At 67.9% G+C, this 20,047-nt stretch carries 22 protein-coding genes; 16 read left to right on the top strand and 6 right to left on the bottom strand.

The window, feature by feature from the left end; genetic code table 11:
* Nucleotides 1–126: 126 nt before the first annotated feature.
* Both OP79_RS43195 and OP79_RS43190 read right to left on the bottom strand, forming a co-directional pair.
* Nucleotides 127–435 carry a hypothetical protein gene (locus tag OP79_RS43195; RefSeq protein WP_033328619.1) on the bottom strand — a complete coding sequence of 103 codons (309 nt, stop codon included), beginning with the start codon at nt 433–435 and terminating at the stop codon, nt 127–129.
* Nucleotides 436–883: 448 nt separating this feature from the next.
* Nucleotides 884–1,678, bottom strand: a complete 795-nt coding sequence (locus tag OP79_RS43190) for an SGNH/GDSL hydrolase family protein (protein WP_033328618.1) — start codon at nt 1,676–1,678, stop codon at nt 884–886.
* A gap of 129 nt (nt 1,679–1,807) precedes the next feature.
* Here OP79_RS43190 and OP79_RS43185 point away from each other — a divergent pair, with 129 nt between their 5' ends.
* The 8 genes from OP79_RS43185 (at nt 1,808) to OP79_RS43150 (ending at nt 8,533) form a co-directional block, all read left to right on the top strand.
* Nucleotides 1,808–2,245, top strand: a complete 438-nt coding sequence (locus OP79_RS43185; protein WP_051745503.1) for a WXG100 family type VII secretion target — start codon at nt 1,808–1,810, stop codon at nt 2,243–2,245.
* Nucleotides 2,246–2,317: 72 nt separating this feature from the next.
* Entirely contained in the window at nt 2,318–2,632 is a 315-nt protein-coding gene (locus OP79_RS43180) for a WXG100 family type VII secretion target (protein ID WP_033328616.1), read from the top strand.
* 257 nt (nt 2,633–2,889) lie between these two features.
* A complete protein-coding gene (locus OP79_RS50785; protein ID WP_157857466.1) occupies nt 2,890–4,560 on the top strand; it encodes an RNase A-like domain-containing protein in 1,671 nt (556 codons plus the stop codon).
* Nucleotides 4,561–4,575: 15 nt separating this feature from the next.
* Nucleotides 4,576–5,325, top strand: coding sequence for a hypothetical protein (locus tag OP79_RS43170; RefSeq protein ID WP_157857465.1), 750 nt, complete (start codon nt 4,576–4,578; stop codon nt 5,323–5,325).
* Nucleotide 5,326: 1 nt separating this feature from the next.
* A complete protein-coding gene (locus OP79_RS43165) occupies nt 5,327–5,626 on the top strand; it encodes an RNase A-like domain-containing protein (RefSeq protein WP_033328613.1) in 300 nt (99 codons plus the stop codon).
* A gap of 12 nt (nt 5,627–5,638) precedes the next feature.
* Nucleotides 5,639–6,334: a contact-dependent growth inhibition system immunity protein gene (locus tag OP79_RS43160; RefSeq protein WP_033328612.1), complete on the top strand. Its 696-nt coding sequence runs from the start codon at nt 5,639–5,641 to the stop codon at nt 6,332–6,334.
* Nucleotides 6,335–6,639: 305 nt separating this feature from the next.
* On the top strand, nt 6,640–7,836 hold the full coding sequence (locus OP79_RS43155; RefSeq protein ID WP_063742118.1) for an aminoglycoside phosphotransferase family protein: 1,197 nt from the start codon (nt 6,640–6,642) through the stop codon (nt 7,834–7,836).
* Nucleotides 7,837–7,960: 124 nt separating this feature from the next.
* A complete protein-coding gene (locus OP79_RS43150; protein ID WP_033328611.1) occupies nt 7,961–8,533 on the top strand; it encodes a hypothetical protein in 573 nt (190 codons plus the stop codon).
* A 229-nt stretch (nt 8,534–8,762) separates the two neighbouring features.
* Here OP79_RS43150 and OP79_RS43145 read toward each other — a convergent pair whose 3' ends face one another.
* The 3 genes from OP79_RS43145 to OP79_RS43135 are packed head-to-tail and all read right to left on the bottom strand — an operon-like array spanning nt 8,763 to nt 10,064.
* Nucleotides 8,763–9,020: a DUF397 domain-containing protein gene (locus tag OP79_RS43145; protein ID WP_033328610.1), complete on the bottom strand. Its 258-nt coding sequence runs from the start codon at nt 9,018–9,020 to the stop codon at nt 8,763–8,765.
* Nucleotides 9,013–9,207, bottom strand: coding sequence for a DUF397 domain-containing protein (locus tag OP79_RS43140; protein ID WP_033328609.1), 195 nt, complete (start codon nt 9,205–9,207; stop codon nt 9,013–9,015). The genes OP79_RS43145 and OP79_RS43140 overlap by 8 nt, the downstream gene beginning before the upstream one ends.
* An 11-nt stretch (nt 9,208–9,218) precedes the next feature.
* Nucleotides 9,219–10,064: a helix-turn-helix domain-containing protein gene (locus tag OP79_RS43135; protein ID WP_033328608.1), complete on the bottom strand. Its 846-nt coding sequence runs from the start codon at nt 10,062–10,064 to the stop codon at nt 9,219–9,221.
* A 209-nt stretch (nt 10,065–10,273) separates the two neighbouring features.
* Between OP79_RS43135 and OP79_RS43130 the strand changes: the two genes are divergently transcribed.
* The 4 genes from OP79_RS43130 to OP79_RS43115 all read left to right on the top strand — a co-directional run bounded on the left by OP79_RS43130 (nt 10,274) and on the right by OP79_RS43115 (nt 13,684).
* Nucleotides 10,274–10,720 (top strand): ATP-binding protein, encoded by a 447-nt coding sequence (locus tag OP79_RS43130; RefSeq protein ID WP_033328607.1) that lies wholly within the window; start codon nt 10,274–10,276, stop codon nt 10,718–10,720.
* A gap of 207 nt (nt 10,721–10,927) precedes the next feature.
* Nucleotides 10,928–11,548, top strand: a complete 621-nt coding sequence (locus OP79_RS43125) for a Uma2 family endonuclease (protein WP_063742116.1) — start codon at nt 10,928–10,930, stop codon at nt 11,546–11,548.
* Between the two features lie 133 nt (nt 11,549–11,681).
* Nucleotides 11,682–12,683 carry a C40 family peptidase gene (locus OP79_RS43120; RefSeq protein WP_033328606.1) on the top strand — a complete coding sequence of 334 codons (1,002 nt, stop codon included), beginning with the start codon at nt 11,682–11,684 and terminating at the stop codon, nt 12,681–12,683.
* A gap of 275 nt (nt 12,684–12,958) precedes the next feature.
* Nucleotides 12,959–13,684 carry a phosphatase PAP2 family protein gene (locus tag OP79_RS43115; RefSeq protein ID WP_033328605.1) on the top strand — a complete coding sequence of 242 codons (726 nt, stop codon included), beginning with the start codon at nt 12,959–12,961 and terminating at the stop codon, nt 13,682–13,684.
* Between the two features lie 25 nt (nt 13,685–13,709).
* Here the strand turns inward: OP79_RS43115 and OP79_RS43110 are convergent, their stop codons facing one another.
* Entirely contained in the window at nt 13,710–15,263 is a 1,554-nt protein-coding gene (locus OP79_RS43110; protein ID WP_033328604.1) for an FAD-binding oxidoreductase, read from the bottom strand.
* A gap of 395 nt (nt 15,264–15,658) precedes the next feature.
* Between OP79_RS43110 and pstS the strand changes: the two genes are divergently transcribed.
* The 4 genes from pstS to pstB all read left to right on the top strand — a co-directional run bounded on the left by pstS (nt 15,659) and on the right by pstB (nt 19,777).
* Nucleotides 15,659–16,789, top strand: coding sequence for a phosphate ABC transporter substrate-binding protein PstS (gene pstS / locus OP79_RS43105; RefSeq protein WP_033328603.1), 1,131 nt, complete (start codon nt 15,659–15,661; stop codon nt 16,787–16,789).
* A gap of 104 nt (nt 16,790–16,893) precedes the next feature.
* Nucleotides 16,894–17,895, top strand: coding sequence for a phosphate ABC transporter permease subunit PstC (pstC, locus tag OP79_RS43100; protein ID WP_033328602.1), 1,002 nt, complete (start codon nt 16,894–16,896; stop codon nt 17,893–17,895).
* Nucleotides 17,892–18,950, top strand: coding sequence for a phosphate ABC transporter permease PstA (pstA, locus tag OP79_RS43095; protein ID WP_033328601.1), 1,059 nt, complete (start codon nt 17,892–17,894; stop codon nt 18,948–18,950). Before pstC ends, pstA begins: the two co-directional genes overlap by 4 nt.
* A 50-nt stretch (nt 18,951–19,000) precedes the next feature.
* Entirely contained in the window at nt 19,001–19,777 is a 777-nt protein-coding gene (pstB, locus tag OP79_RS43090; RefSeq protein ID WP_033328600.1) for a phosphate ABC transporter ATP-binding protein PstB, read from the top strand.
* Nucleotides 19,778–20,047: the final 270 nt, after the last annotated feature.

Below are 20,047 nucleotides of genomic sequence, written 5' to 3'. Positions count from 1 at the left end.
GCTTCCTTCACGGGCGCGGTGTGGTGACTCGACATCAGGGAAACGCAACCTCAGCCGGTGGGCACGTCGGACGGGTGGGTTGGAGGGAACCGGGCGCGCCCGGCCGGGTCTGCGGGCCGGGCGGGCCTACACGGCCATGCCGTACACGATGGTGAACAGCGTGCCCAGGGAGCCGATGATGAAGACCCCGGTGAGGCCCGCGATGATGAGGCCCTTGCCCTGTTCGGCGCTGAAGGTGTCGCGCAGGGCCGTCGCGCCGATACGCTGCTTCGCCGCGCCCCAGATCGCGATGCCGAGGCAGAGCAGGATGGCGACCGCCATCACGACCTCGATCATCACCCGCGCCTCATTGCCCAAGTCGCCGAACGGGCCCCAGTCCGGGGCGATTCCGCCGATGATCGTGGTGATGTCGCCCTCTTCGGCTGCGAAGAACATGTAAGTCACCGCCCCTTGTGGGTAGTTCCGCATCCCCTGCCACTCTGCGCAGAGGTCAGGCATCATTGTCCCCGACAAAGACGCTGTCGTATGTCGACTTGGCGTCATTGGTTGGCGGGTTTCGTACGTACGGCTTGCCGCCGGCCCTCAGGGACCCCTGCGGGGCGTGGGACGGTATGCGATTAGACGTACGGTCACTCTGTGTATCACGGCAGGTCACGACGGGCAATGAAGTAGTACCGGAACCTGTGGTGTGGTTCCGTCGTTGACCCCTTCTACGCGACGGCCGCCTACTCCGCCCCGCCTGCGTGAGCCCGCTCACGTCCCATGTGCGCTGGTCCGTCGAGACGATGCTCTCCGGGTCGTTCCGTCTCCTGGTGGGTAGACGCCGCCCGTTCCCGCTTCGCGAAGGCTATCCCGGTGCGGGGTGGGGGGAGGTGTCGGGGTGTCAGGAGTGGGGCTTCGTGGATTGGTCCGTCCACGGGGTCAGTTCGGGGCGTTTGGCCGTACGTCCGTCGCCCGAGGAGCGGCCCCTCAGTCGCCGCCAGAGCCATGGGCCCAGGAAACCCACGGCCCAGAGTGTGTCGGCGCTCAGGGCGCGCAGGGTGGGGACGGGCGCGAGCGGAGGCAGCGGCGCCGACCAGTCCTCGTGGCCCGGCAGGCCGAGGGTGTGGGCCATGCCCGAGGCGATGCGGGCGTGGCCCAGCGGGCCGGCGTGGATGCGGTCCTGGCTCCAGAGGCGGGGGTCGGTGGTGACCGGGTGCGGGAAGACGTCCAGTACGGCGACGTCGTGGCGTTCCGCGGCGGCGCGCAGGCGGATGTTGAGGTCGAGGACGCGGGGGAGCGCGCGGCGCGCGAGCGGGGAGAGCTTCCCCATGTCGGGGTACGTGACGGTGACCACCTGGGCACCCGACTCGGTGAGCCGCGCGAAGATCTCCTCGATGTCCGCCATGACCTGCTCGGCGTCGAAGCTGGGGCGGAGCAGGTCGTTCATGCCTGCCACGACCGTCACCAGGTCCGGCTTGAGCGCCAGGGCCGGGGCGAGTTGCTCCGCCTTGATCTGGGCGGTCACCTTTCCGCGTACGGCGAGATTGGCGTACGTGAGGTCTGGTTGGGCTTCCGCCAGGAGTTCTGCGAGGCGGTCTGCCCAGCCGCGGTACCCGGTTGCCTCGTCGCCGTCGCCGATGCCCTCGGTCTGGCTGTCGCCCATGGCTACGTAGCGGGTGTAGGGGTGCGGGGTCATGGGGGTGAGCTTGGGGCTCGGGCTGGTGGGGCGTCAACGTGACGTTCACGGCGCCGTTCCGACGTACGTACGATTGCCGGGGCGGGAAGAGACTCGTGATGCCGAAGCGACGGGGGCAGAGGTAAGGGCATGAGTGTGAACGCTGTGAACGGTGCGGACGGAGCGGGTCCGGGGCAGGGCGGTGGAACGGACCTCCGGGTCTCTTCCCAGGCTCTGACGAAGCTTGCCAACGACCTGGATGACACGCAGGACCACCTGGACAAGCAGGTCAAGCGCATGGACGCGCTCGTGGACCGTATCGAGGCGGGCTGGCAGGGGCCGGCGGCCACCGCGTACCGGAAGTTTCACCGGGCGGCGGCCGAGGACGCCGTACGCATCCGCGAAGTGATGCGGCATCTCGAGCAGGCCGTACGGATGAGCCGGGACGGCTTCACCGAGCAGGAGCTCGACGTGGTCGCGCAGCTGCGGCAGATCCAGGTGGACGTCGGCAGCGAGGCCGACCAGCTGTCGACGCCGAACACCCAGCCGCCGCCGTCGACGCCGCGCAGCAGCCTCGACACTTACTGACCGGCGTCGACAACTGCCCACTGTGCAGGCGTAGTTACTGGCATCCGTAGTTACTGACATCCATGGGGGATCATGCCGACCGGGCCCGCTTCCGACGACCACATAGCCGTCTCCTTCGCCACCCTCCAGGACCTCGCCGGAGAGCTGGAGGACATCCTCAAGAAGCTCAACGGCAAGCTGGACGATCTCTACGACCGCGTCGTACCGGTCGTGCTGTCCTGGGAGGGCGAGGCCCGCGAGGCCTTCGTCGACAAGCTCGACGAATGGGACCGCTCGGCCCAGGACCTGCAAGCGGCCCAGAAGTGGCTCCATGAGCGCGCGACCGCGAGTCACACCAACTACGCGGCCGCGCACCAGGCGGTGCTGCGGGGCTGGGGCGCCGGCTGATGGCCACTCCGCCTCCCCCGCAGCCGAGTCCCTCCGCCAGTCCTTCCGCGGGCGACACCCAGCCGGCTCCCGAACCGGGCACCCCCCAGCCCGAACCGAGTCCCGGCACCTCCCCGGATCCGAACTACGAACCACCGCCCCCGCCGGCCACCGAGCCCGACGGCCGGCCGTCCGGCGCCCGCCGCGCATGGGAGCGCGAGCAGCTGAAGCAGCCCGCGCCGGGCAGCGGGGGCGGCTTCGACGTCAAACCCAGCCACGTGTACTACACCTCCGCGCTGGTCCGGGACGAACAGTTCACTTTCCACAAGGCCGCCGACCTGTTGGTCGAGGACGTGCACTACCGGCAGGCAGCCGGAAAGGGCGAGGGCGCCGACGACTTCGCGGCGGCATACGACGACGTGGCCAAGCTGTTCCTCCAGGTGTGGGCAAAGAGCGTGCAGAGCGTCGGCGGTGTCTCGCTCGGGCTGACCAACACCGCCAACAACTACATGGCCGCCGACTGGCACTCCCGCGGTATGTACGGGCCGCCGCCCCGCCGGGACCCACCGGTCGGTGTCGGCAAGGTCTCGTACGGCCCCGTCGCCTCCATCAAGTGGACGGGCACCGGGGACGGCACGGACATGGCGTTCTTCGCCGGCATCGGTGAAGTCCCCGACTTTCTGGCGGACTTGATCAAACCGGCAGTGGAGGAGGGGCTGAGGCTCGGCAAGACCCACGAGATCACCCCGGGGGCCGAGACCGGCGATCTGCGCAGCATCGGAAATGCCTGGGAGGCTGTGGGGAAGGCTGCACAGAAGTCCGCCGGCAACTTCACCGACTGCATCGGGTACCTGACCGATGGTGGCAACGGCGAGTGGCAGAGTGCGATGAACGGCTTCTGCCAGTCGATCTGGGGCACCACGGCCTGGGGCGGAAGACGGGACGAGGACGGCAATGCCGTACCTCCGAGTCAGCCGGGCGGCCGGGACTGGCGGACGAACTTCAAGGAGACGCCTGCGAATCGTCGGCCCATCATCGAAGTGCTCACAAAGACCGGCGACGCGATGAAGCTGGCCTTCCACGATGTGGCGGACGCAGCCGACAAGTGCCGTGAGACCACGCAGCGCCTTGCTATGGAGGCGACGAAAGCAACGGTCAGGGAATTTGTGCCCGACAGCTTCAGCCTGGACGAGTTCACCAAGATGGCCGCCGTTCTGACCTTCGCCGATGTGGTGTTGACCTTCCGTTCCCATATGGACAAGTCAGGTGCCAACCAGGCGGTCGAAGCTTGTCACAAGGCATTTCACGATGGTGCCGATCGACTCCGGAAACTCCTTCCGGAACTCCATGAGGCATTTCTGAGTGCCCCCACCTACGAAGCCGAGGAAGCGCGTGCGGAGGCCTTCGGGGCGCGGTCGCTGACCGAGTTCAAGGACGGCCACTCGTGGAGCACGCCCGGTGATGCGGAACGTGGTGTGTACAAGGTCGACCTCGCGTCCACGGAGTGGCTGGAGAACTCACACACCCTCAGCAAACACGTCGGCCTGGACGACAACCAGTTGGCGCAGCGCCTCCGGGACGACCTGAAGAAGCCACCCCGCCCGGGAACCGAGTGGCCTCACGGACAGCCGAAGGTGGGCAACGCCTCGTCCTTCGCGGATCTCGAGTCGGCGCAGAAGATGACACAGTACAACATCGACCAGAATGCGGACACGATCCAGAAATGGCTTTCCGATCCAGCTAGGGAGAATGGTAATCGCCTGGACGTCCGAGTGGCAGAGACGCCGTACGGCACCAGCGGCAGAAGTATCGAGAAGAGTGAAATTCAGAGAGACCCGTTCCCAGCTGGCAAGGCCGAATACGTAGAGGGCGTTGAAACGCGCATTATCTACAACGAAGATCTCGATCCGCCTTTCACGGTGATGACCTCGATGCCCAAGGATCTCTAGCGATAGGATGACCGCATGAAGGATCGCGGACGCGTCGACTACTGGGCGCTCGAGGGTGCTCGCATGCTCTTGTCCCGGTACGACGGATGGAGTAGGAGAATCCCTGAAGACCCCGCTCAGTGGCAGAAGGAGCTATTCACGCTCATTCGTGGAATTCGAAATGCCGAAAAGGATGGTGGACGGAATCTGCGGGAAATTGCTGCCGAGCTTCGGTTGGCCGCAAGTCTTTTCGAAGAATCTCCAGAAGGCGCCCACGAGGCGCTCCGTCGAATCCCGCATTCGGCCACCGAGGAACGTACGCCCGAGGTTCTGCGGGAGATTGCCGAGCATCTGGAGGGTTGGAACGTCGACTGGCGAACCTGGGAAGAAGTCCCACTGAGCACGCAGGAGTTGCGGCTGCGCTTCCCGCGTTTCGATCAGATCCTTCCGATCTATTTCGGCCAGGACGGTGTCGCGATCAGCGACGACATGCAGGATGCCACCACGGAAGAAGGCATCCGCATGTACATCGAGGAAACCCACCCGCGCTGCCCCTGGCACCTGCCGAGCGTGATCTCCGAGTGCTATCAGGCCCTGGCCCTGTTCCACACGGAGGAACAGATGGACAGGTTCTTCAGCAGCGAGGCGATGGGCGGTGGATCGGGCTCCGAGGACTTCATCGACTTCTTTCCCCTCTTCGCCCGCCTGTGCATCGAGCACTTGAAGGAAGCCCACTCACCGCTGTGGGAACCGAAGCGGCGCTGGCTCACGAGTGAGGCCGACTAGGATGCGCACCCGCACCGCCACCTACCCCGACCGCGAAACCGCCCAGTGGGCGACCCAGCAGGTCGTCACTGCCAACGAGCAGGTCATCCACCGCTGGCTGGCCCAGTCCACGCGTCCGCGCCTGGCCATCGAGGCGTCCTGGCCGTCGCGGCCCGAGGCGGTGGGGCGGGTTCTGCTGCAGGCGATGATGCTGGCGGGGCGGGAGCCCGTCGACGTGCGGGCGGCCCGGGTGGTCCTGAAGCGGGACGCCGCGCGTCCGCACGGCTTCGCCGTCCACGCCACCTTTCCGATCTACCTGTAGAAGCTGATCATCGTGCCTCTGAGCCCTCTTGAACACGACCGCCGCTACGGCGAGTTGGACCAGGTGATGCGTGCCTACGCCGGTCAGCCGGCGGACGACACGCCGGACAAGCCCAGCGCGGCCCTGACCGCGTATCTGCGGCAGACCTGGCACAGCCGCCCGTGGGCCCTGGCCGTCGCCGAGCGGCAGTTGCGCGAGTACGCCGACAGCCCTCCCGGCCGACTCCGGCTGCGCCTGGGCGAGTTCTATCCGATCCCCGACGTCGGGCTGCCCGAGGGCGAGATCCAGCAGTGGCTGTACTGCCTCGCTGACCACCTCAAGCACAGCATCGAACAGGGTGAGGTCCCGCCCGCGGCCGCCCCCGCCACCCACTGGGAGTGGCATGCCCGCTTCCCGGAGCTCGGTCAGTTCCTCGGCGGCTGGTTCTCGCAGGACATGCCGGACGAGTTCGACGACCATGACGCGGCTGTCGACGACTACCGGACCTCCACCGACCCACAGGTCGTGGCCCGCCTCGTCGGTGAGCTGCATGAGCTGCTCGCCCTTGATCTCGACGAGTCCGACTACGCCCTCGCCGTCGCCGAGTTGGGCATGGAAGTCGACCCTCCGGCCCCGTACGCGCCGAGCGGCTGGCTCGCGCTCGTCGCGGATCGGCTCAGCGGACCGCGGGCGGAGTACGGGTCCCCTGCGGATGGGGGCACGAAGTGATCTTGCGTTGTGGCTGGTCGCGCCCACGCGGCGGAGCCGCAAATTAATACAGCCCTCTCTCTGAAGGGGCGCTCCGGGGGAGGATCCGGTTACGGCTCGGGCGGCGGCTGACGCCATGACTGCTGCGTACACCGGGGTGGAGGCGCCGCCGGAAGCCTGAAGCGGGGTGGGGCGGTAGATGAAGGCACTCTCATTCAGGCCGCGGGGGCGATTCATCAAGAGCGTGCAGTGTCGGGTGCATGTCTCTGCCGATGCACCCTGAGCAGTCTTCTCTGCCGCTGCCTCTGTCTGCGGCGTCCGAGCCTGTGCCTGATGCGGTCGGCGCCTTCGACGGCGTATCGGATCTGCGTCTGCTGACCGGGTCGGACGCCGGTGATCTGCTGGCGGCGGCCCTGGAGCCGTCCGGTGGGCAGTTGGTGTCCTGGCGCGTCGAGAACGTCGACCATCAGCCCGGTGACAGTTGTACCGCTGTGTACCGGGTGCAGGTCCGGGGGGTCGATGGGAGCACCGGTGAGGAGCGGATCGGGGCGCGTACCGGGCGGCTGCCGCGTGGGGCGACGGTGTTGGAGGACGGCAGCGTCCGGGTCGCGGTGTGGCGTTTTCCGTACGACCCCTGGTTGCCTGCCCTTCCTTCGGCCTGTGATCCGGGGGCGCTTGCCCGGTTGCTGGAGGACGTCGGTTGTGGCGGTGGTCCGGTTCGGTATCGGGTACGGGCGTACCGGCCGGGGCGTCGTGCCGTTGTCGAGGTGACCGGGTCGTACGGGCGGCTGTTCATCAAGGTCGTACGGCCGAGCCGGGTGGACGCTCTGCATCAGCGGCACCGTCTGCTGACCGACGCCGGGGTGCCTGCTCCGGCCAGCCTCGGCTTCACGCCTGACGGGCTGGTTGTCCTCCAGGCCCTGCCCGGCCGAACGCTTCGGGATGTGCTGCGTGAGGGTGGAGGCCGGGCGCCGTCCGCGCAGGCGGTTCTCGCCCTGCTCGACCGCCTTCCGCCCGAACTTGCTTCGGGTACGGCTCGGGCCTCGTGGGCTGCCAAGGCTCCGCATTACGCGGCTGTTGTCGGCGCCGCGATGCCTGAACTGGCGGCTCAGGCAAGCGAGTTGACCGAGGAAGTGACAGCGGGCGTCGGCTCCGGGCCCGTGGTCGCCGTGCATGGAGATCTGTACGAGAGTCAGCTCCTTGTGGAGGGCGGGCGGATCAGCGGGCTGCTGGACGTGGACACCGCCGGGCCCGGCGAACGTGTCGACGACCTGGGCTGTCTTCTCGGTCATCTGTCCGTTCTCGCGCAGATCGACCGGGAGCGTGCTGACGTCATCAACCGGCTGGGTGCTGCTTACCTGGCGGCGTTCGCGGGTCTTGTCGACCCGGCCGAGTTGCGGCGGCGTACGGCTGCTGTGGTGCTGTCCCTCGCCACCGGGCCGCATCGGGTGCAGGAGGCCGGCTGGCAGGCGGCCACACGGGCCCGGCTCGACCTGGCCACGCGTTGGCTGCATCCCAGATGAGGGACTTTCATCTCCCGGGTGAGGGGTCCTTCACCGGCGCCCCATGAAGGCCTCATCGCCGGGGCCGACCTTGGAAGCAGAGCCCGAACCGTTCCGGGGCGGGCACCCAGGAAGGAACAACATCATGCGCATCACTCGACCGTGGCGCATAGCCGTCGCCGGTGTCGGCGCCACCGCCGTACTCGCCGGACTGGGCGGCGCGGCGGCAGCCACCGACCGCGGCATCGACCTGCACGACAAGTCCGGAGCGGTGCAGGTCGGCACGCAGCTCGGCGACGACGACTCGCCGAATTCCGCGAACTCGCCGGGTGGCTCCCCGGCTTCCCGCGACGGTTCGCCGGAGGCCGCGGACAGCCCGCTCGCCTCGCCGTTCGACTCGGCGGACTCGCCGAACGCGCCTGGTAACGGGGCGGACTCGGGCAACAGTCCGGACGGTTCTTCGGCTGACAGTCCGGCCGGTAACTCGGCCGACAGCCCGGCGGGCTCGTCCGCCGACAGTCCGGCCGCCGCTTCCGCCGACAGCCCGAACGTGCCCGCGAAGCCCGCCGCGCCCAAGCCGGTTGCGGACGATTCGGCCGACTCTCCTGCCGCTCCGGCACCCCGTGGCGCGGACTCTGGCAACAGTGCGGCCAGTGCCGCGAGCGCCTCCTCCGCGAACTCTGCCGGTTCGGCCGGTTCGGCGGATTCCGCGGACTGAAGCAGCCGCACTTCCCTCCCCCTGTACCGCAGGCCCGAACGCGACGGCAAAGCGCCGTTCCGTCCGGGCCTGCGGCGTACGTACCTACGGTGCCCCAAAGCGTGAGCACTTCTCCCCGTGGTGTTCACGCGGCGCTCGTTTGAGTACCTGAAGGACAGATTTCCGCGGAGTGCTCACGATTTGCGCGACAGGGGTCATGGGGCTGGCCCGCCATCGGTGGTCTCGCGGGCTATGGAGTGCTGTTCTCCGCGTCCTCGATGCCCTCCACGAAGTGGTCGAACTCGCCTGCCTGGACGCCGAGTACGAAGGCGTCCCACTTGCGGCGGTTGGTGGTGACGACGTTGTCGGGGTCGTTCGTTTCGCGGATGTAGACGGGGGCTTCGCCGTCGTCTCCCTCGCCGAAGGCGATCTCGATCCAGGGGCCGGGGCCCTCGGCGTCTTCGGGTGCGGCGCGGACCCAGTCGAGGTTCGGGGGGATGTCAGCCACGACGGGTTTCTTCCTTGTGCTTGAGGGTGTGGAGGAGAGCAGAGAGTGCGGTTGGGGTGGTCTCGAGTATCGCTTCGGTGGGGTCGCTGCTTTCGGTCAGATGGATCGCTTCGGCGGCGGCGGCGGCGACGTGGACGCAGGAGGCGCCCTCGGAGCAGTACGACGACTTCTGCCAGCGGGGGTTCATGGGCATTCCCTTCACAGCTCTCGCATCACGTTGTGGATGAGGTCTTGGGTCTTCTCCGGGGGAAGCGCGATGGCCTCGATACGGCTGAACAGAGTGCGGTACTTGTGCAACTGCGCTTCGGCGTCGAGGAACAGGAGGCCGTGCGCCTGGTCGAGATATACGGTGTCCAGCTGCGGTACGGGGCCGTGCGCGTAGTGGATCGACTGGCCGGATCCCGGGTAGGCCCCGGCGTCGAAGGTGATGGCGTGCAGGGTGATGTGGTCTCGGTCGCTCATGTCGAGCAGGTGTTGTAGCTGCTGTCGGGCGACCGTGGAGCCGCCGACCTTCATGCGCAGGGCGGCCTCGTGGATGATCGCCTTGTACGGGGTCGGTTCGTCCTCGTGGAAGAGGATTGCTTGCCGCTTGATGCGGAACGACAGGCGGTGCTCGATGTCGGGCGGTGAAAGTTCGATGACCGCCTGACGGAAGATCTCGAGTGCGTACTCGCGGGTCTGGAGCAGGCCGGGGATGCGTGCTGTGGTGGAGTCGCGCAACGAGTGGGCGTGGTGCTCCAGTTGGGCCAGGTCGAGAAGTGAGCTGGGTACCAGGTCGCGGGACTGCTCCCACCAGCCGCGGGTGCGCTGGGAGGCCATCTCGCTGAGAGCTTGGATGAGGGGCGTGTCGGAACAGTCGTAGTGGCAGGCGATCTGGCGCACCCGATCGGCGCTCATGCCTACGCGACCGGCCTCCATATTGCTGACCTGCGCCTGCTTGATGCCCAGCAGTTGACCGGCCTCGGTGGCGTTGAGGCCCGCGCGTTCGCGCAGTTTGCGCAGCTCGGCGCCGAACCGCAGTTGGCGACCCGTCGGAGTTCTCACGGGCTTGCCGCCTCCTTGCTGTCACTCACATGGGTGGTAATGAATGCAATCCCTGGAGAATCGTGAATACATTCACTGGATGCCGCTACCTTACAACTGGGCCCTCGCTCAGAAGCACCCCGCTCGACGGAGCGACCGCGGTCACTGGGCAACGTAACCAACCCGCACCCCCAAACCACCCAACTTCCCTCCGAACCAGGAGACTTCCCATGGCAACCGTATCCTCGCCCTGGTCCTACACCCTCCAACTCCCGCACGATCCACGCGCACCGGGTATCGCCCGCGTGACCCTCCGTACGGTCCTGGCCGCCCACGGCCTCACCGAACTCACCTCCACCGCCGAGCTGCTGGCCTCCGAATTCCTCACCAACGCGCACCTGCACACCAAGGGCTCGTACGGCCTCCGGCTCAGCTCGACCGAACCCAACGGGCTCTACGTAGCCGTATGGGATTCCGACCCGAGACTCCCACCCGGCTTCGGCGACGCGACGGACGTACCTCCGGAAGTCGCCGCAGACGCGGAGAACGGCCGCGGCCTGCACCTCGTACGAGCCTGCGCCGACGCCTGGGGAGCCTCCGCGCCACCAACCGAACTGGCCGGCTCCGAGGGCGGCAAGCTGCTGTGGGCCGAGTGTCAGAGGGGTGGCCTACGGTGATGGCGTGCACTCGGAGCGTGAAGGGGAGGTGGCGTGACACAGCTTGAGGAGCGGCTCAGGAGGGCCGCGTGCACACGTGCGGGCCGTGAAGCCGAGGCAGCGGAGGAGACCGCACAGTACGGTGAATTCGACGCCGAGCGGGACGTCGGACCTCCCATCGACCCCGCTCGCGCAGCCGCAGACGTGGAGAGACGGAGGCAGCGAGCGATGTCGGTATCGCCGGGCGCCTGGATGTACCCGCGCCCTCGCCCGGGGAATCTGCGTGAGATCGCCGAGAAGATCGAAGACGCTACGGGTCTGCGTGTGCAGATTGTGGGAGGAAAGCTCGTGATGTCCCCTACTCCGCGTGGGAAGCACGCGGGTGTTGTGTGGCAGCTGCGTCAGCAGCTCGACGGGATTCTTCCCGAGGGGCTCGGAGCATTCGAGATGTCCTCGATCGCACTGCCGGAAGACCCGGACGACTACGTCACGCCGGACCTGATCGTCCTGCCCCTGGACTGGATGGACGACGACGACTGGCTGGCCGCTCCCGAGGACGCGGCGCTCGCTGTCGAGGTCATCTCCAGTTCCGAGAAGTCCCGCGAGATCAGGGACAAGGCCGACTGGTACGCGGTCGCGCGCGTGCCTGTTCTTCTCGTCATCGACCCCCGCAAGGGCACCTGGGCTCTGCACACCCGTCCGGACAACGGCGCCTATCAGGACGTGTTGCCCGGCAAGTTCGGGGAGCCGGTGCCGTTTCCCGCCCCCCTCGGGTTCGAAGTCGCCACCGACCGCTTCCCGTTGTACGGCGATTCGCCGCGTGTCAGGGGGAGCACGGCAGGCTCGTAGGGGGCTCACCGGCTGCGGGCGAGGCATCGGCGTGCTGCCAGGCAGCGGGCGGTGATCATTCCGTAGTCGGGCGCCCGCCTCTACACTGGCGCACGGCGGATTAGGACTACCGTGCGGCGAGGGGCGGTTGACGGTGCGTAAGGCGTGGATCGTGGGCATCGCCGTCACGGGGACGGGGCTCAGCTTCGTCATGCTGCTCGTTGTCGGGGTCTACATGACCGCCGGGAACCTCGCCAACGGGGTCGGGAAGGGCGCCGTCGGGCTGGCCAAGGGGGCCGTGCCGGGGGCGTATCAGGCGCTGGTGCAGAAGTGGGGGAATCTGTGCGGCGCCATCAATCCGGCGTTGCTGGCCGCGCAGTTGTACCAGGAGAGCGGGTTCAATCCGAAGGCGCAGAGCCCGGCTGCCGCGCAGGGCATCGCTCAGTTCATCCCGGGGACCTGGGCCACGCACGGACTTGACGGAGACGGTGACGGCGATCGCGACGTATGGGATCCGAATGACGCGATTCCATCGGCCGCTTCGTACGACTGCAAGCTCGCCTCGTACGTGAAGGACGCGCCCGGCGACCCGACGAAGAACATGCTCGCCGCCTACAACGCGGGGGCCTATGCCGTCATCAAGTACGGGGGTGTGCCGCCGTACAAGGAGACGCAGAACTACGTCAAGACGATCACCACGCTGCAGGACAGCTTCGCCGCACCCGTCGGTCGGGTGCAGCCCTCGCAGCAGGCGGCAGGGGCGATCGGTTACGCGCAGAAGAAGCTCGGGACGCCGTATCTGTGGGGCGGGAACGGTACCGCTGACCAGGGCGGACGCTTCGACTGTTCGGGGCTGACGAAGGCCGCGTACGAGAGCGTGGGGATCGAGCTGCCGCGCGTCGCGAACGATCAGTACAACGCCGGGCCGCACCCGAAGCGGGAGGAACTGCTGCCGGGCGATCTGGTGTTCTTCTCGGACGACCTCACCAATTCCCGCGCCATCCGGCATGTGGGCATTTACGTGGGCGGCGGATACATGATCAACGCGCCGCGGCCGGGGGCCGTGATCCGGTTCGACCCGATCGATACGCCCGACTACTTCGGGGCGACCCGGGTCACCGAAGACGGCGCGAAAGCGTTGCCGACTCCGGTGTGATCTGGCCGGATCCTTCCGTTACTGCCTGTTACAGTCGCCCTCTGGTCAGCCTCTGAGCTGCGGGAATGTGTCTCTCTTCGATAACGTCTGCGTGATCATTCGGTGGACTGTGGAACGTAGAGATGGGGACCATGCGTTCCATGGACGTACGACTGACGGACGAGTGACGGGCGACTGAAGTACGACGTAGCCGACCACGGGGGTTGATGGCGCGGCGCAGCGGAAAGCTGCGCCCGAATGCACGATGAAGATCATGACGAAGGGGCCGCTGCACCATGGCTGCACTCGCCGAATCCGGGTCGAACCCCGACGTCGACTTGCTCTATGACATCAATGGACTCGCCAAGGACGCCCCCGGCTGGTTCGACGGGATCATGAAGTTCGTGGGCGAGTGGGGAATCCTGCTCGCCATGGTGCTGCTGGTGCTGTGGTGCTGGTGGACCGTACGGCGGCGGGGTGGCGAGGACGCCGCCCCGTCCGTGGCCGCGCTGATGTGGGCGCCGCTGGCGGCGGGCATCGCGGTGCTGGTGAACGTGCCGATACGGGGCTTTGTGGAGCGGCCCCGGCCCTTCCGTGAGCACGAGGGACTCGATGTCCTCATCGGCGGCAAGACCGACTACTCGTTCGTGAGCGATCACGCGACGCTCACCATGGCGATGGCTGTCGGATTGTTCATCGCGAACCGGAAGTTCGGGCTCCTGGGGCTCGGGCTCGCGCTGGTCGAGGGCTTCCTCCGGGTCTATATGGGCGTGCATTACCCGACCGACGTCATCGGCGGGTTCGCCCTGGGGACGGCCGTCGTGCTGCTGCTCTCGCCGCTCGCCATGGCGCTGTTGACGCCGGTGACCCGGACTGTGGAGCGGTCGGCCCGGGCGGGGTGGATGATTCGGGCTCGCGGGAACTCCCCTGAGGAGGACGACGATGAGGGCGAAGAACAGGTGATATCCGGGGCCCGGGCCGGTGCTGAGGCCGATGCGGAGGAGCGGGACCTCGCGGCGTAGGGCGACGCAGAGGCCCGCCACCCGTCTACAGCGCCTGCGGGTACGCGAAGAACCCGTCCGGGTCGTACCGCTTCTTCAGCTTCGTCAGGCGGTTCGCCGCCGGGCCGTAGTACGCCGTACGCCAGTCCTTGAGCGTCGCGTCCGTGTAGTTCTGGTACGCCGCCCCCGAAGCGTGGCGCCTCATCGCGGCGTGGGCGTCGGCGAGCCACGACTGGGCCGCCGTACCGGAGGTTCCCGCGCGCCAGGACGCGATGTACTGGGCCAGCACGCGGGAGCGGCGGTGCACGAAGGCCGTTGCCGTGGGGGCCACGCGGTTGATCTCGCCGCCGAGCGCCGTCAGTTGGATGGCGGCCGCGCCGCCCCGTACCGACTCCATCTGGTTCAGCAGCGTCTGGATGCCCGTCGCCGAGATCGCGCGGTCGAAGAAGTCCGAGCGGCCCGCGTACGTCTCGCGGCTCAGCGCGCCCTCGGGGGAGCGGCCGGGGGTCGTGCCGGGCAGATGGCACTGGGCGTCGGAAGTGAAGGAGGAGCAGCCCGCGTACACCTCCATCGACTCCTCGTACGAGCGCCGTTTGAGGAAGGTGTTGCTGGGCTGGGCGCCGATGCGGTCGGCCAGGCGGTCCACCGCGTTCTGCAGCTCGCCGTGCGTGCCGAGGGAGAAGGCGGAGACCGAGATGGTGGGGCCCGTGCCGGCCGCGCTCGCGAGGTGGGCCGAGGACCAGATCTCGTCGGGCTGGTCCGGGCCCCACTCCTGCCAGGCCGCGAGCACGGCGGCGGCCCTGGACCAGGGCCAGGTCAGGTTCGCGGTTATGGCCTGGGGAGCCGGGTGGGTGCGGAAACGCAGCTCGGTGACGACGCCGAAGTTGCCGTTGCCCGCGCCGCGCAGCGCCCAGAAGAGGTCCTTGTTCTCCTCGGCGTCGGCGGTCAGTTCCTTGCCGTCGGCGGTGATCAGCGTGGCCCCGGTGAGGCTGTCGCAGGTCAGGCCGTACGCGCGCGAGACCACACCATGACCGCCGCCGAGCGTGAGGCCCGAGACGCCGACGCTCGGGCACGAGCCCGCCGGGATCGTGACGCCCTTCGCGGCGAGCGCGCGGTAGACGTCGATCAGCTTGGCGCCCGCGCCGATGACCGCCTCGTTGCCCGAGGCCCGGACCTTGGCGATCTTCGATACGTCGACGATGAGGCGGCCGTTGCCCGAGGACCAACCGGCGTAGGAGTGGCCGCCGTTGCGGATGGCGACGGGGATCTTGTGGGCGCGGGCGTACGACAGTGTCGTACGGACGTCGTCCGTATGGGCGACGTAGGCGACGGCCGTTGGCTTCAGCGAGTCGAAGCGCGTGTTGTAGAGCTGGCGGGCGGCTGCCCAGTCGGCGTCGTCCGGGCGGACCAGGCCGCCGTCCAGATCCTTGGCGAGGCCCGCCAGGTCGGCCGCGACCGACCCGGTCTGCGTCCCGATCGGCGCACTTGACGTGCGCGCCCCCTCGGTGGACTGCGGCTCGGCCCCGTTGCCGCTGCACCCTGCGGTGACCGCGGCGGCGAGGGCCGCAGTGCCTCCGCCTACGAACGTACGCCGTCGCATGCGTGCCTCCCGTGGTTTCACGTGGAACGAGACGGGTCCCCGGAGGCGAGGGTTCCATCTCCGGCGATGACCTGGAGGCGGGGAGGTGCGGAAACCCTCACGTGCTCTCCCCGTGAGCATTCCGTGACCTCACCGCACTGACGGCAGGGGTTCACCTTCCGTTCACTCACGGCCATCGGCCGCTTCACTTCTTTTGCCTAATTTCGGCCTTACGCGGTGCGTGCTGCGAACGGAGGTTCGCTCACGTATCACTCGAATTCGGCGGTACGTACGCTATATCGGTACGTATTGGCAAGTACGACGTTGGCAAGTACGACGGCAGTCTCCTGCGACGAGGGGCTGCACCACGACTTCGCACGCCGCCTGTGGGCGGCTCCTGGAAGGAACTCCCGAAAGTGAAGCTTCAGCGCAAGAACCGGCTTCGCGCCCTTTCCCTCGGTGCTGTCGCCGTCTCCAGCGCCCTGGCCCTGACGGCGTGCGGCTCCGACGACACCGGCGCCGACCCCGGAACCGGCGACGGCGCCAGCGCCCAGGCCGGCAACATCAAGTGTGACGACGCCCAGGGGCAGCTGCTCGCCGACGGTTCGTCCGCGCAGAAGAACGCGATGGACGCCTGGATCAAGCAGTTCTCGGTCGCCTGCAAGGTGCAGATCAACTACAAGGCCGGCGGCTCGGGTGCCGGCGTCACGGCGTTCACCCAGGGGCAGGTCGCCTTCGCGGGTTCCGACTCCGCACTGAAGCCCGAAGAGGTCACCGCCTCCAAGAAGCAGTGCGAGGGCGGCCAGGGCATCAACCTCCCGATGGTCGGCGGCCCGATCGCCGTCGGTTACAAGCTCTCCGGCGTCGACAACCTGGTCCTGAACGCGGACACGCTGGCCAAGATCTTCGACAGCCAGATCACCAAGTGGAACGACCCGGCGATCGCGAAGCTGAACCCCGACGCCAAGCTGCCCGCCACCAAGATCCAGGCCTTCCACCGCTCGGACGAGTCCGGCACCACGGACAACTTCACCAAGTACCTCAAGGCAGCGGCCCCCGACGTCTGGGGCAAGTACGAGGGTGGCAAGGCCTGGGAGGCCAAGGGCGGCCAGTCCGCTCCGCAGTCCTCCGGTCTCGCCGCGCAGGTGAAGCAGACCGAGGGCGCCATCGGCTACATGGAGCTGTCGTACGCCAAGGAGGGCATGAACACGGTCGACCTCGACACGGGCGCGGGCACGCCGGTCGAGGCCACCATCGACAACGCCAGCAAGGCCATCGCCGCCGCCAAGCAGGTCGGCACCGGCAGTGACCTGGCGCTGGAGCTGGACTACGCGACCAAGGCCGAGGGTGCCTACCCGATCGTCCTGGTCACGTACGAGATCGTCTGCGACAAGGGCAACAAGGCCGACACCCTGCCCGCCACCAAGGCGCTCCTGCGCTACATGGCGAGCGAGGACGGCCAGAAGATCCTCGCCGAGAACGACTACGCGCCAATGCCCCAGGAGATCATCGCCAAGGTCCGTACGACCGTCGAGGGTCTGAGCTGACCTGAGTGCGGCCCGGCCCCGTTCGACCGGGCCGGGTCGCATCGTCCGGTGCACCGCCGCCAGGAGCCGCTCAGCATGGGCGGCTCCGCAGACCGGAGAACCCGATGGGTATACCAACACAAGACACAGTGCCTCCCCCCGCCAAGCCATCCACGGCCGAACAGAAGCGAGCGGCCCGCGGCGCCACCCGGCCCGGAGACCGGATCTTCCTCGGTCTCACCCGCGGCTCCGGCATCCTGCTGCTGGTGATCATGGCCGCCATCGCGGTCTTCCTCACCTACCGCGCCACACTCGCGATCAGCAAGGACGAGGGCAACTTCCTCACCACCTTCGACTGGAACACCTCCGCCGACCCGCCGGTCTTCGGCATCGCCGTCCTGGCCTTCGGCACGGTGGTCTCCTCGGTCATCGCCATGGTCATCGCGGTTCCGATCGCGGTGGCCATCGCGCTGTTCCTCACGCACTACGCCCCGCGCCGCCTCAGCGGTCCCATCGCGTACGTGATCGACCTGCTCGCCGCGGTGCCGTCCATCGTGTACGGCCTGTGGGGCGCCCTCATCCTCGTACCGCATCTGAACGGCCTCTACAGCTGGCTGGACGCATACCTCGGCTGGACCGGCATCTTCGAGTGGCAGGGCGGCGCTCCCCGCTCGATGCTCACCGTCGGCATCCTGCTCGCGATCATGATCCTGCCGATCGTCACAAACGTGAGCCGTGAGGTCTTCCGCCAGGCCCCGCAGATGATCGAGGAGGCGGCTCTCGCCCTCGGTGCCACCCGCTGGGAAGTCATCCGCATGGCCGTCCTGCCCTTCGGCCGCTCCGGCGTGATCTCCGCCTCGATGCTCGGCCTCGGCCGCGCGCTCGGCGAGACGATGGCCGTGGCCACCGTGCTGTCGCCGGACTTCCTGATCCACGCCAGCCTGCTCGAACCCGGCGGCGGCACCTTCGCCCAGAACATCGCCAGCAAGTTCAGCGAGGCGACGCCGTTCGGCCGCGACGCGCTCATCGCCTCCGGTCTGGTCCTGTTCGTCATCACCCTGCTGGTCAACGGTGCGGCCCGCGCGATCATCGCCCGCCGCAAGGAGTACTCGGGGGCCAACGCATGAGCCACGCAGACGTCACCGACAAGCGCCCCAGTACCCTGCGCGGCGCCAGCCTCCCCAAGTGGTTCGCCTGGGCGACCGCAGTGGGCGCCCTCGCCCTCGCCGTCGGCATCGGCCTGGCGGCCGGCCTGCACAGCAAGGTCCAGTGGGGCCTGATCGCCTCGATCCTCTTCGTCCTCGGTACGTACGTCATCTCCGCGAAGGTCGAGGGCCCGCGGCAGGCCAAGGACCGCGTCGCGACCTCCGTGGTCTGGGTGGCCTTCCTCCTCGCCGTCGTCCCGCTGGTCTCCCTGGTCTGGACGACCGTCAAGCGCGGTGTGAAGGTCCTCGACGGCTACTTCCTGACCCACTCGATGGGTGTGGTCGCGGACGACGAGGTGGGCGGCGGTATCTACCACGCCATCATCGGCACCGCACAGCAGGTCGGCATCGCCACCCTGATCGGTGCGCCGATCGGTGTGCTCACCGCGATCTACCTGGTGGAGTACGGGCGCGGCAAGCTCGCCAAGTCCGTCACCTTCTTCGTCGACGTCATGACGGGTATCCCGTCGATCGTCGCGGGTCTGTTCATCCTCAGCCTCATGCTGATGCTCGACATGAGCTACTTCGGCTTCGCCGGTTCGCTCGCGCTGGCCATCCTGATGATGCCGGTCGTGGTCCGCTCCACCGAGGAGATGCTCAAGCTCGTGCCGAACGAGCTGCGCGAGGCCTCCCTCGCGCTGGGCGTCCCCAAGTGGCGCACCATCATCAAGGTGGTCGTGCCGACCTCCATCGGCGGCATCACCACCGGCATCATGCTGGCGGTAGCCCGTATCGCCGGTGAGACCGCGCCCATCCTGCTGCTGGTGTTCGGCGGCAACTTCATCAACTCGAACCCGTTCGAGGGCCCGCAGCAGGCGCTGCCTCTCTACATCTACCAGCAGTACGGGGCGGGCTCGAGCGCGGGGTACGACCGTGCCTGGGCAGCCTCGCTCGTGCTGATCGCCATCGTGATGATCCTCAACCTCGCGGCCCGCGGCATCGCCCGCTGGAAGGCCCCGAAGGCGGCTGGTCGCTGACGCGGCCAAACAGCGACCGGACTGAACTCCCGAAAGAAGCAGTGATCCCCATGGCCAAGCGAATCGACGTAAGCGGTCTGACCGCCTACTACAGCGCCCACAAGGCGATCGACGACATCTCCATGACCGTCGAGCCCCGCTCCGTGACGGCCTTCATCGGCCCGTCCGGCTGCGGCAAGTCGACGTTCCTGCGCACCCTGAACCGTATGCACGAGGTCACCCCCGGTGGCCGCGTCGAGGGCAAGGTGCTGCTCGACGACGAGGACCTGTACGGGTCCGGGGTCGACCCCGTCGCCGTACGCAGCACCATCGGCATGGTCTTCCAGCGGCCCAACCCCTTCCCCACGATGTCGATCTTCGACAACGTCGCGGCGGGGCTCCGGCTCAACGGCTCGTACAAGAAGGCCGAGCTGGCGGACGTCGTCGAGAAGTCCCTCAAGGGCGCGAACCTCTGGAACGAGGTCAAGGACCGCCTGAACAAGCCCGGTTCGGGACTGTCGGGTGGTCAGCAGCAGCGGCTGTGCATCGCGCGGGCGATCGCGGTCGAGCCGCAGGTGCTGCTGATGGACGAGCCCTGCTCCGCCCTCGACCCGATCTCGACGCTCGCGATCGAGGACCTGATCGGGGAGCTGAAGGAGCGCTTCACGATCGTCATAGTGACGCACAACATGCAGCAGGCGGCTCGTGTCTCCGACCGCACCGCCTTCTTCAACCTCTCGGCGGTCGGTCAGCCCGGCAAGCTCATCGAGATCGACGAGACGGAACGGATCTTCTCCAACCCGTCCGTCCAGGCAACCGAGGACTACATCTCCGGCCGCTTCGGCTGACGCCAGACTCCTCGCGGTGCTGCATGGCGGTGCCACCGCGAGGTCGAAAGGGCCCGCCCCTGGCTTCCGGGGGCGGGCCCGTCATTTCTGGGGGCGGGTTGCCTCCGGCGGTTGGGCGGGGGCGCCTACCGGGCGGGTGGGTTCGGTTCGTTGGCGACTGCGGGCCCGGTTGTGGCTGGTCGCGCCGTTCCCCGCGCCCCTGGGGTGGGTGGGGGTGCGGGGTCGTGGGCCGGTGCGTCAGCCCGTCGCAGGGCGGGCATACGGCCCTGG

Source organism: Streptomyces yerevanensis, from assembly GCF_000716805.1.
Taxonomy (GTDB): Bacteria; Actinomycetota; Actinomycetes; order Streptomycetales; family Streptomycetaceae; genus Streptomyces; species Streptomyces flaveus.
This window is presented reverse-complemented; position numbering and strand designations above follow the sequence as displayed.